Origin of the sequence: Bacillus sp. BML-BC051 (genome assembly GCF_019656175.1) — a bacterium.
Classification (GTDB): domain Bacteria; phylum Bacillota; class Bacilli; order Bacillales; family Bacillaceae_G; genus Bacillus_A; species Bacillus_A mobilis.
On the sequence record NZ_BPLI01000077.1, the window covers coordinates 73643 to 85759 of the forward strand.

Sequence of the window (12117 nt, forward strand, 5' to 3'; positions counted from 1 at the left end):
TTGTGCAGATATCACTTAATATATTCTAATTTTTTACAATTTTCCGATTGTAATATATAATAATACGTAATGTTTTGGAGATTTTTCATTTGTAAAAGATAGTTTATAGGAGGAGAGAAAGGGTGTTCAATAAAAAATCAATGCCGGCTATAAAAATGATCCTTTCGATGTCTATTTTCGGATCAATTGGATTTTTTTCTGTTCAAACAGGTTTACCGTCTTTTGAATTAGTATTCGTTCGTTGCATTTGTGCGACTATATTTTTAGCATTATGTTGGCTCGTAACAGGACAGTATAAAAGTGAGAAATGGAATAAAAAAGAAGTAATGCAAATATTAGCATGCGGTGTATTTCTCGTTTTTAACTGGGTATTTCTATTTAAAGCGTTTGAAGTTATGTCGATTACAATTGCGATTTCAGTTTACCACCTTGCACCTATTATCGTATTAATGATTGGTAGCATTGTATTTAAAGAGAGACTTACAGTATTTGCGGTTATGTCCATTGTCATTTGTTTTATCGGAACCGTTCTAGTAGCTGGAGTAGATGGAAGTCTATCGCTCGAAAAACTGATGTCATCTGGAATGGTATGGGCACTTCTTGCAGCTGTATTTTATGCTTTTACCACCTTATTAGGAAAAGGGATTCAGCATACGAGCGCATATGCGATGACATTTTTACAAACATTTTTAGGTATATTTTTATTGCTACCATTCGTAGATTTTGGCAAGTTTCAAGGGTTAACAGAGATGAACTGGATGATGATCACAGCGACAGGTCTTATACATACGGGATTTGTATATTACTTATTTTTTGACAGTTTAAGAGATTTATCGACGAGATTAATTTCGGTATTAGTGTTTTTAGATCCTGCGGTTGCAATACTATTAGATACAGTCTTTACCGGCTTTAGACCGACTAGTATGCAAGTAGTAGGGATTATTCTTATATTTGTAGGAATGGCATTTACTTTTCGAAAAACGAAGGAAGAAAAAATAGCGATAAAAGAAAATTTGTATTCTGAACTTTAAATATTCTCACCTACATTCTATTGATAATCTCCTAATTTTTTGTACAATAAAATTTGTAGGAAAATAAAGGGAAAAGTGGGTGGGAGAGATGAAAAAACTAGTAAAGATAATGTCATCATTAACTTTAATGGGAGGAATATTTGTAAGTGTAAATGGTGTGTCTGCAAATGCAGATATTATACAAAAATCTGGTCCGATGATAGAGTTTGATGATGTAACAACAAATCATTGGGCGTGTGATGATATTAAATATTTAGTATATCATCGAATTATGTTTGGATATGGAAATGGTAAGTTTGGTGTAGAAGATCATATAACACGTGAACAAGCGGCGGCAGTATTATATCGCGCACTTCATGTAAAAGGAACTGCGGATATTGGGAATCCATATAGAGATATTAGTGTGAAATCAACCATGTTCCCTTACGAAATTTTACGCTTAACACAGCTTGGTATTTTTAAAGGAGACGAAAATGGAGATTTCCGTCCGAAAGCAACACTGACTCGTGCAGAGTTATCACAAATTTTAACGAAAGCATATGAGTTGAAAACAAAGCGTCCGCATACATTTACAGACATCCCAGAAAACTATTGGGCAAGAGACGCAATTAGCGCATTACAGTCTAATAAAGTGGTGATTGGAACGGGAGATGGCAAGTTTGATCCTGAAATGCTCGTAACACGCGGGCAATTTGCGAAATTTTTAAAACGATCCATTGATAATTCTCCAGGGAAAATGGAATAGAGAAAGAGAAAGCTCATAATTTGTAGAGGAGACATCCTTCGCTCATTGTGAGCTTTTATTAATTAGGTAGGTTATTATTTTCGTATGTTGTAGTCCAGTTGATATCCTTTGTCGAAACGTCGATATACACGGAGTAACAACATATATTGGCGGTTTTTGTCTAGAAAATGAACTTTAAAAATGTGAAGGATTTCTTTTTAAAAAAGTAGAATATTTAATGTATAGAAACACCTTTAAATGACCATAGGAAAGGGATATGATTTGCGTACAATTCGGTATAAAAATTGAAATTGAGAGCGAATTGGCTCTCCTTTAGTAGTGATTTTCACAATAATAGATTTTTTAAATGTAATATATTGCATAATGGGTGTGGAGGCAACATATGTAATATTGGAAAGGATTTCATTCTATTATTTTCCGTTTTTTTTAATGGAGATAAAGGGGAGAGGGCAATGAAAAAGAACATGTTACGTATAATGGCAACGGTAACTATTATGGGCGGCTTGTTTGTAAGTACAAATGTTCCAAACGTAAAAGCAGAAGAATATCCAGAAATGATTGTGTTTGATGATGTTCCAGTAAATTACTGGGCATATGACGATATAATGGACGTAGTATACAATAAAGTAATGTTAGGCTATGGAAATGGTAAGTTTGGTGTAGGAGATAATGTAACACGAGAACAAGTAGCAGCAGTACTTTATCGTACATTGAATTTGAATAAAGAAGGACCCTTAAAAAATCCATACAAAGATATTTCTGAGAGGGCAACAATGTTTTTAGATGAAATTTTAGTATTAACAGAGCATGGTATTTTTAAAGGCGATGAAAAAGGAAACTTTAGACCAGCTGCACCAGTAACACGTGCAGAAATGGCGCAAATTCTTACGAATGCATTTACATTTGAGGTGAAGAAGAACCATACATTTAAAGATGTACCAAATAATCATTGGGCAAAAAATGCGATTAGTGCACTGCAGTCTAATCATGTCATAGTAGGAACAGGAAATGGGAAATTTGAACCGAATAAAGCTGTAACACGTGAGCAATATGCAACGTTTTTAAATAAAGCTGTTTTTTATTTTCCAGTAAAAGATGAGGATTATGAATAAAAGTTAAAATATAAGGATGTTTAAATTATATTAATATAATATTTATCGAGAAAAAAGCGCGGGAATTCCACGCTTTTTTCTTATTTTAAATTATTTATAATTATATCGATTTTCTATTCATAATTTAGTTTTTGGGATTTATTGGATAAGGAGAAATTGAATAAAGTAACTTTTTTCTGTTTAAATATATGGTTTAGTAACTTTATTGTTAATAGAGTGTAAATAAAATTATATGAAATATAGTTCATAAATCAGACAAAAATCACATGGGAATTGTATTGTTACGCTTCCATTAATTCTTTATATTAGAAAAAAATATGTTTTTAGGGAGAGAATACTTTGAAGAAAAAAGTTTTAAAAGTAGCAACAGCTTTAACAATTATGGGTGGAGTAGCATTTAGTGCTGAAGGTACAGTAAATGCTGCAGCAGCTCCGAAGTCACAACAAACAAGCCCGGCAATCTTTAAAGATGTACCAGCAGGACATTGGTCTTATGAAGCAATTCAAATTTTAGCAGAACAAGAAATTATGCTTGGTTATGGAAATGGTGTGTTTGGTTTTGGACATAACGTAACACGTGAACAAGTAGCTGCTTTAATTTATCGCACAATCGATTTCAGTGAAGCATTCGAGGAAGGCGATATTCTTGAAAATCCATATAAAGATATTAATGAAAAGTCAACAATGTTCTTAGAAGAAATTTTAGTATTAACAGAGTTAGGTATCTTTAATGGTGATGGAACTGGAAACTTTAGACCGAAAGATACATTAACACGCGCAGAAATGGCTCAAGTACTTACAGAAGCATATGAATTAGAAGTGAAAGAAACAAAAGGATTTAAAGATGTACCAAAGGGACATTGGGCAGAAAAAGCGATTAATGCAGTAGGTTCAAATGGTATTTCAGTAGGAGACGGGAAGGGTAACTTCGCTCCGAACATGAAAGTAACACGTGAACAATATGCGCAGTTCTTATTTAAAACAATTTTTGAATAAATAATAAAAAAGAAGCTGGTGTTGTATAACACTAGCTTCTTTTTTATGTGTAATACGGGTGGAAGAATACAGTTTTGTAAAAAAATCAATTAAATTTTCGAAAAAAACTTCCTTTTCTGAAGATTTGTTATATAATATAAATCATAAAATCAAATCTGTTATAAAACAGTTTAAGAAGGGGATGCTAATATGTCGACGCAAACTTCACGGGTTACATTGCCCGGAGAAATGTTACCAGCGTACAACGAAATATTGACACCTGAGGCGCTTAGTTTTTTGAAGGAACTACATGAAAATTTCAATGAGCGCCGCATAGAACTTTTACAAAAGCGTGCGGAGAAACAAAAGAGAATTGATACAGGAGAGTTTCCAAAGTTTTTAGAAGAAACAAAGCACATACGTGAAGCGGATTGGACAATTGCCAAATTGCCAAAAGATTTAGAGGATCGCCGCGTAGAGATTACTGGACCAGTAGATAGAAAGATGGTTATTAATGCTTTAAATTCAGGAGCACATCTTTTTATGGCAGATTTTGAAGATTCAAATTCACCAACTTGGCAGAATGCGATTGAAGGACAAATAAACTTACGAGATGCTGTGCAGGGGACGATTTCACATAAAAATGAAAACGGAAAAGAATATCGTTTAAATAGTAAAACAGCAGTATTAATTGTGCGTCCAAGAGGATGGCATTTAGAAGAAAAACATATGCAAGTTGATGGGAAAAATATGTCTGGTAGCTTAGTAGATTTCGGACTTTATTTTTTCCATAATGTGAAAGCTCTTTTAGCAAAAGGAAGCGGTCCATACTTTTACTTACCGAAAATGGAAAGCCATTTAGAAGCAAGGTTATGGAATGATGTTTTCGTATTTGCTCAAAAATATATCGGTATTCCAAACGGAACAATCAAAGCAACGGTACTACTGGAAACGATTCACGCTTCGTTTGAAATGGATGAAATTTTGTATGAGCTTAAAGATCATTCTGCTGGATTAAATTGCGGAAGATGGGATTATATTTTCAGCTTTTTAAAGAGTTTCCGTAATCATAATAAATTTTTACTTCCAGATAGAGCGCAAGTCACGATGACGGCGCCGTTTATGCGCGCGTATTCTTTGAAAGTCATTCAAACGTGTCACCGTCGTAATGCACCAGCTATTGGAGGAATGGCGGCACAAATTCCAATTAAAAACAATCCAGAAGCGAATGAAGCAGCTTTTGAAAAAGTACGTGCAGATAAAGAGCGCGAAGCTTTAGATGGTCATGATGGGACTTGGGTTGCCCACCCGGGACTTGTACCAGTCGCGATGGAAGTATTTAATCACATTATGAAAACACCAAATCAAATTTTTAGAAAACGTGAAGAAATACATGTTACAGAAAAGGATTTATTAGAAGTACCAGTGGGAACGATTACAGAAGAGGGACTTCGCCTAAATATTAGCGTAGGTATTCAATATATTGCATCTTGGTTAAGCGGACGGGGAGCGGCACCAATTTATAACTTAATGGAAGATGCGGCAACAGCGGAAATTTCTAGGGCACAAGTATGGCAATGGATTCGCCATGAAGGTGGAAAATTAAATGATGGCCGTAATATTACACTTGAATTAATGGAAGAGCTAAAAGAAGAAGAGTTAGCAAAAATAGAAAGAGAGATTGGTAAGGAAGCCTTTAAGAAAGGGAGATTCCAAGAGGCGACAACTTTGTTTACAAATCTCGTTCGGAATGATGAATTCGTACCATTTTTAACATTACCGGGTTATGAAATTTTATAAAAACGAAAAGGGGATGGAACAAATGAAAAACGAAAGAATTGAGAAATTACAAGAGAGTTGGGAATTAGATACGCGCTGGAAAGGGATCACACGTCCATATTCGGCACAAGATGTAATTCGCCTGCGCGGGTCAATTGATATTGAACATACGTTAGCGTGCCGCGGTGCTGAAAAGCTTTGGTCATCACTTCATACGGAAGATTACATTAACGCACTTGGCGCATTAACAGGAAACCAAGCGATGCAACAAGTAAAAGCTGGGCTAAAAGCAATTTATTTAAGTGGATGGCAAGTAGCAGCGGATGCGAACCTTTCGGGACATATGTATCCGGACCAAAGTTTATATCCAGCGAACAGCGTACCTGCTGTAGTAAAACGAATTAATCAAACACTGCAACGTGCGGATCAAATTCAGCATATGGAAGGAAGCGGTGATACAGATTATTTTGTGCCGATTGTAGCTGATGCAGAAGCTGGATTTGGCGGACAATTAAACGTCTTTGAACTAATGAAAGGTATGATTGAAGCAGGTGCATCAGGTGTGCACTTTGAAGATCAATTATCTTCAGAGAAAAAATGCGGGCATTTAGGCGGAAAAGTATTACTACCGACGCAAACAGCGGTACGTAATTTAATCTCGGCACGTCTTGCGGCAGATGTAATGGGAGTGCCGACAATTATCGTTGCAAGAACAGATGCGGATGCAGCAGATTTAATTACGAGCGATATCGATCCAGTTGATAAAGCGTTTATTACAGGAGAAAGAACACCAGAAGGATTTTACCGTACGAAAGCAGGTCTTGATCAAGCGATCGCACGTGGTTTAGCATACGCTCCATACGCAGACCTCGTTTGGTGCGAAACGTCTGAACCAAATTTAGAAGATGCAAAACGATTTGCAGAAGCAATTCATAAAGAGCATCCAGGGAAATTGCTTGCATACAACTGTTCACCTTCATTCAACTGGAAACAAAAACTAGATGAGAAAACAATTGCGAGCTTCCAAAAAGAAATCGCATCTTACGGTTATAAGTTCCAGTTCGTAACACTAGCTGGCTTCCACTCATTAAACTACGGCATGTTTGAACTAGCACGTGGCTATAAAGAGAGAGGCATGGCAGCGTACTCTGAACTACAACAAGCAGAATTCGCAGCAGAAAAACACGGCTACTCTGCAACTCGTCATCAACGCGAAGTAGGAACAGGTTACTTTGATGAAGTAGCACAAGTTATTACAGGCGGTACGTCATCAACGACAGCGCTAAAAGGATCTACAGAAGAAGCACAATTTACAAAATAAAAGGAAGGGGCCCCTTTTTGAAGGGTGCCCCTTGTTATTTTCGGAACGATTTTTCACATATATCGACTTACCGACAAACAAGAAGATATTATCAAATCCACTCAGCTCTATGATCGCGAATAAACTCCATATCTTTTTCATAATGCTCTAAATGTCCCTCATCAATCATTCTTTGGAAATTCACATCGCCTTCTTGTGCTTTTCTTTTCATATATGTACATAAAGCTTCTAATCGTAGTAAAACCATTCCTAAGTAATCTTCGTCCATACTTTTACCGTAGGACTGGACAAATAATTTCACTCTTTCTTTCATACGACCAGCATGTTGTGATGAGTCATAGTGAACTGCCTCACCCGATTCTGTATAATACGTTCTACTTAAAGGCACACAAGTATAAAGCGTATAAGCGATATCCCAAATTCTTGGACCAGGAGCAGCAACATCGAAATCAATAATGCCTACTGGTTTTTCTTGATTAAAAATAATGTTATATATAGCAAAATCATTGTGGCATACAACCTCAATGTCATTAGGAGTACAATCCATCGGTTGCCATTCATCTGATAAGGGGAAATCACTTACCGCATCATGATAAAGGCGGAGCATCTTTGCTATTTCTTTTAAAACAGCATTAGATCGCATATATTCTTTTAACGGATAATTCCCAGTTTCTCCTTCAATAAAGGATAAAATCTCTCTATTTTTTTCATCTACACCTAAAAACTTTGGAGCATGATGAAACCCTTTGTTTTCTAAGTGTTGTAATAATGTATGAATTTTTGCACTACCTGGCTTTAATTCTCGCCGAACAGTATTTTCAGAACGATACACATTTGATACATTTCCCCCTGTAAGCTTTTCTTCGTTGGCGTAGTTTGACATATAATCCCCTCCAATATAACGACTGTACGATTAGATTGTAACACTTCAGAACAAGAGATGTAATCGTATTCAAATGATGTTTGTGTGTACTTCATAGTGAAATCCGCACATACTACAATCAATTATTTACGAATGTACAATCAATTTAATTTGTCAGTTATTTTCAAAAAAGATTGTACATTTTATTTTAAGTATGCTATGATGAAGTCAGTTGAATAGTTAAATTAAGCAATCCATATATTATCAAGTGCCGAAAACGAACGAGAAAAAGTATGTGAGAACTAGTTTATGTTTCGTGTTTGATAATGTGTGGATTCTTTTTTTATACAGGAAGACTAAAATAAATTGTGTTTTCTTTAGGAGGAAATAATTATGGCAGTAACAGGACAAGTAAAATGGTTTAACAACGAAAAAGGCTTCGGTTTCATCGAAGTTCCAGGCGAAAACGATGTATTCGTACATTTCTCTGCAATCGAAACTGAAGGTTTCAAATCTCTAGAAGAAGGTCAAAAAGTTAGCTTCGAAATCGAAGATGGTAACCGTGGACCTCAAGCTAAAAACGTAATCAAACTATAATTTTATAGTTTATTATGGAAAAAAGGGATGGCTGCTGCCATCCCTTTTTTTGTTGTGGAGAAAGTCTTTCCATCTCTTTTTTTATGTCAAAATTGATGGAAAAGGAGAGATTTCTTATGATGGAGGTATTCAAAAATCATCGGGGTGAACGCGTATCAGTTTCTATAGAAGAATTAGTTCTGCAGGATCATTTTCTACGTACGATTGAAGTAACAATTCGTTTTCATTTCATTGAAGAAAAATTACGTCCTTATAACTGTGAAAATAATGGTCGTCTTTTTATCATGCACATTAACGGGCAGTTGGTTTCTCCTCTCAAAATTCGGCGGGAGACCAACTGTCTGTTAACGCCCAATTGTTGAGGACTGATTAAAGTTTCACTTTATAAATGAGAAAGTATTAAGTTTATTTGTTCTTAATTTTTTTCTTTACAATTCATTGTTTATTTGTTGTTCTGTCTACATCCGAAATGGGTAAATCTACGCCATATAGGCTTTGAGTAACATCTTTTTTATTAGTATTGTTGTTAGAATTTTGTTCGTCTTGAGATGACGTTTCTAACATTTGTTCTTGCTCTTTACTAGGGGTATTCAGAGCATCTGATGGGACGCTATTAATCTGTTGTCTTAATAGACTTTTTTTCTCCATATTATACAGCTCCTTTTTGGAATTAGATAAAAAACTAATGTAATCATAAATAATCACTTACATATTTTGTGTTTTGAAATGGAATTCTATACAAAACTTATATTGTAGATTTAACGAATTAAAAAGTTGCTAGTGATGTATAAAGTTGAAGTTCTTAATAAAAAATAAAAATGGGTAACACATACAAGTACTTTTTAACGTAGTGGATAATTTTTCATCGTTTTTTTTGTATGTAGTAATATTTTTAAAAAAGGATATGAGGACACTCGGAAGAAAATAGGAAGAAGAGTAAAAGGCTTTCCGAAATGGAAGGCCTTTTACTCTTCTTTTTCAACCTTTTTCTTCGCGCGTTTCTTACATTCAGGGCATTTCGATTTACGAAAAGGCTTTGCAAAAAATAGTAGAATGAAAAATAAGCCGAATATAATGCTAGCTGAGTTTTTCACGATCACAATGCTACTATTTTTCATTTGAATCGTTGGTTGCATTTCTTTTTCTTCCATAGTGGACCTCCATATATTGGATTTTTCTTTTAATTATAGCAAAGTTAATTGTCGTAATGATGAAAAATGAGGAAGCAGTTGTAAATATTTATAGGTAGTATAAATACATTTTGTATTAGTTTTTATCGCAAAATCACTATATCGTTATTTTGTAATTTAAAAGATATTTGATAAATGATAAAGTATTGTAAAAAAGCGGAATCTGTAAACCAATTCCTTTTCGTAGATGCTAAAATTATATATGCAGCTGCTAATATAAATGGAAAAAAAGGAGACAGTAGAATATGGAAAGTAAAGTAGAACGTTATGTTGAAAACTATGTGGTAAATAAAAATACAATGGCCTTACTTCCTGTTATTCTAAGTGAAAAGAAAATTGTTACACGAGTTGTTGAGAGGGAAGATTCCTTTTTCGTATTTCAAAAGCCTCTAGATATTATAGAAAGAAGTTGCCGCAAGCATGGTTCTAGTTTCTTAGGCAGAAAAGAAGGAAAGAAAGAGTTAACTCATATTACACATAAAGCACCGATTGCGATTAGTCCGACAGATCAACTTTATTTTTTTCCCACTTATTCATACTCTAGAAAAGAGTGCGCTTGGTTGTCTCATTTTTATATTGAAAGTAATAAAGAGTCAAAGGACGGAAATGTTATTGTTAGATTTATAAATGGCTTTGCTGTGAAATTAGAAATATCAAAAAGTAGTTTTGAAAATCAACAAAATCGTACAGCAAAATTGCGTACTGAATATGAAGATCGTAGGAAAAAACAAGGGAGCCCTTGTTTTAAAGAGATTGATAAAACTGAACAATCTAGATTAAAACCAGCATACGAGAAAGTATATTTTGTGAAAGAAGGCGAAGTGTAAGAGGATGGGGGACCCCCCATCCTTTTATTTGTCAGTTTTTGTCGGTAAGTCGATATATTCGAGAAATCGCCGATAAAAAGCGAGTTGTGGTTGATATATTCGAGAAATCGCTGATAAAAAGCGAGTTACGGTCGATATATTCAGAAAATTACCGATATAATTTCAGTTACCGAGGAATTTGCTACCAAAACAAAAGGACCACTTCCAAAATCGCGACACGTCCTGTCGAATATTGATAGATTATCATAGCATAATAATGAAGGAATTCTAATGAAAGATATGGAAACTTAATAATTACATCTCCATATGTCGTATCTACCATTTCCTCTTTCATATAAGCGATGATACAGTAGAGGTAGTACTTAGAGTAAAGGGGTAAAGTGTAGAATGGATTTTCAGACAATCAAAGAGTATTTTTCACCAGAAAATATGGATCATATTGTTGAAAGTTATAAAGCGTTCGGACCACTTCTTGGTATTGGTTTACCGATGATAGAAGCGTTGATTCCGGCATTGCCACTCATCGTATTTGTATTGGCGAATGCTGTTGCATTTGGATTTTGGCTCGGTTTTCTTTATTCGTGGCTTGGATCAGTAATGGGTGCTTTACTTGTCTTTTTCATTATCCGCCATTTTGGCCGAAGTCGTTTCTTTTCTTTTGTAAATAAGCATGAGAGAGTACGAAAGGCAATGGGATGGATTGAAAGGAAAGGGTTCGCGCCGATTTTCGTTATATTTTGTTTTCCGTTTACACCGTCTGCGCTTATAAATGTTGTTGCTGGTTTATCTCGCATTAGTGTAAAACAGTTTGGTCTTGCGCTCGCGTTCGGAAAACTTGTGATGATTTTTATTTTAACGTATATCGGTCATGATTTAATGTCATTTATTCATAATCCGGTGAAATCAGTCATTGTAGCAATTGGTATTTTTATTTTATGGTATGTCGGCAAGAAAATCGAAGTAAAGTTAGAACTACATTAAGAATAGTCTTCTTTGTAAAGGAAAGCTTCATTATTAAAGGGTAAGGGGAGAAGCGGATGAAGAAAACTTTGAAAAAAGAAGGCATAGAGTGGATACGAACAATTTTAATTGGTGTATTATTAGCTGTATTTTTTCGAACGTTTTTCTTTTCAACGTACGTTGTAGAGGGGAAGTCAATGATGCCGACATTGCAAGATGGCAATATGCTCGTTGTAAATAAGGTGAGTTATCAAGTAGGGGACTTGAACAGGTTTGATGTTGTTGTGTTTCATGCGAATAAAAAAGAGGACTATGTAAAACGAATTATCGGTTTACCTGGGGATCAAATTGAATATAAGCATGATAAACTGTATATAAACGGACAATTCGTGGATGAACCTTATTTAGAGACGTATAAGAAAGAGACAAATGGACGACAACTAACAGGTGATTTTAAACTAGAAGAGTTAACGAAAGAAAAGTCGGTACCACCTGGATATATTTTTGTAGTAGGCGATAATCGACTCGGAAGCTGGGATAGTAGACACTTTGGATTTGTAAAAGCTGATACAGTTGTCGGTAAAGTTGATTTACGATATTGGCCAATTCAAGAGGTGCAAACGAATTTTTCAAAAGGTTGATATAATAGGTAGAAGTATAGTAAAAGACAAACTACTCCGTTTGTCTTTTTTCGTGTCCTATAATACAATTATAGTAG

Annotated in this window: 13 protein-coding genes and 1 pseudogene; 11 read left to right on the plus strand and 3 right to left on the minus strand. The window is 35.0% G+C overall.

Annotated elements, in window-relative coordinates; translation table 11 throughout:
* Positions 1-122 precede the first annotated feature (122 nt).
* From K5S59_RS25790 to aceA, 6 genes are all read left to right on the plus strand, one after another.
* Complete coding sequence (locus tag K5S59_RS25790) at positions 123-1031, plus strand: DMT family transporter (protein WP_000482319.1); 909 nt, start codon at positions 123-125, stop codon at positions 1029-1031.
* 88 nt (positions 1032-1119) lie between these two features.
* Entirely contained in the window at positions 1120-1776 is a 657-nt protein-coding gene (locus K5S59_RS25795; protein ID WP_174718022.1) for an S-layer homology domain-containing protein, read from the plus strand.
* Between the two features lie 452 nt (positions 1777-2228).
* Positions 2229-2888, plus strand: a complete 660-nt coding sequence (locus K5S59_RS25800; RefSeq protein ID WP_120449681.1) for an S-layer homology domain-containing protein — start codon at positions 2229-2231, stop codon at positions 2886-2888.
* A gap of 339 nt (positions 2889-3227) precedes the next feature.
* Positions 3228-3884 (plus strand): S-layer homology domain-containing protein, encoded by a 657-nt coding sequence (locus K5S59_RS25805; protein WP_000731026.1) that lies wholly within the window; start codon positions 3228-3230, stop codon positions 3882-3884.
* Positions 3885-4073: 189 nt separating this feature from the next.
* Complete coding sequence (gene aceB / locus K5S59_RS25810; RefSeq protein WP_000107299.1) at positions 4074-5663, plus strand: malate synthase A; 1590 nt, start codon at positions 4074-4076, stop codon at positions 5661-5663.
* Positions 5664-5685: 22 nt separating this feature from the next.
* Entirely contained in the window at positions 5686-6963 is a 1278-nt protein-coding gene (aceA, locus tag K5S59_RS25815; RefSeq protein WP_000787362.1) for an isocitrate lyase, read from the plus strand.
* A gap of 91 nt (positions 6964-7054) precedes the next feature.
* Here the strand turns inward: aceA and K5S59_RS25820 are convergent, their stop codons facing one another.
* The gene (locus K5S59_RS25820; protein ID WP_000073804.1) at positions 7055-7846 is read right to left on the minus strand and encodes a phosphotransferase; all 792 of its coding nucleotides are present in this window, start codon (positions 7844-7846) and stop codon (positions 7055-7057) included.
* Between the two features lie 372 nt (positions 7847-8218).
* Here K5S59_RS25820 and cspA point away from each other — a divergent pair, with 372 nt between their 5' ends.
* On the plus strand, positions 8219-8422 hold the full coding sequence (gene cspA, locus K5S59_RS25825; protein ID WP_000301521.1) for an RNA chaperone/antiterminator CspA: 204 nt from the start codon (positions 8219-8221) through the stop codon (positions 8420-8422).
* Positions 8423-8538: 116 nt separating this feature from the next.
* Positions 8539-8697, plus strand: a pseudogene (locus K5S59_RS25830) (IS5/IS1182 family transposase); the annotation flags it as partial.
* A 160-nt stretch (positions 8698-8857) separates the two neighbouring features.
* Here K5S59_RS25830 and K5S59_RS25835 read toward each other — a convergent pair.
* Both K5S59_RS25835 and K5S59_RS25840 read right to left on the minus strand, forming a co-directional pair.
* Positions 8858-9070, minus strand: coding sequence for a hypothetical protein (locus K5S59_RS25835; protein WP_000412666.1), 213 nt, complete (start codon positions 9068-9070; stop codon positions 8858-8860).
* Positions 9071-9387: 317 nt separating this feature from the next.
* Positions 9388-9573 (minus strand): hypothetical protein, encoded by a 186-nt coding sequence (locus K5S59_RS25840; RefSeq protein ID WP_000391436.1) that lies wholly within the window; start codon positions 9571-9573, stop codon positions 9388-9390.
* A 284-nt stretch (positions 9574-9857) separates the two neighbouring features.
* Between K5S59_RS25840 and K5S59_RS25845 the strand changes: the two genes are divergently transcribed.
* The 3 genes from K5S59_RS25845 (at position 9858) to lepB (ending at position 12040) form a co-directional block, all read left to right on the plus strand.
* Positions 9858-10439, plus strand: coding sequence for a competence protein ComK (locus K5S59_RS25845; RefSeq protein ID WP_212981852.1), 582 nt, complete (start codon positions 9858-9860; stop codon positions 10437-10439).
* 387 nt (positions 10440-10826) lie between these two features.
* A complete protein-coding gene (locus K5S59_RS25850) occupies positions 10827-11420 on the plus strand; it encodes a TVP38/TMEM64 family protein (protein ID WP_000347517.1) in 594 nt (197 codons plus the stop codon).
* 56 nt (positions 11421-11476) lie between these two features.
* A complete protein-coding gene (gene lepB / locus K5S59_RS25855; protein WP_048545235.1) occupies positions 11477-12040 on the plus strand; it encodes a signal peptidase I in 564 nt (187 codons plus the stop codon).
* Positions 12041-12117 lie beyond the last annotated feature (77 nt).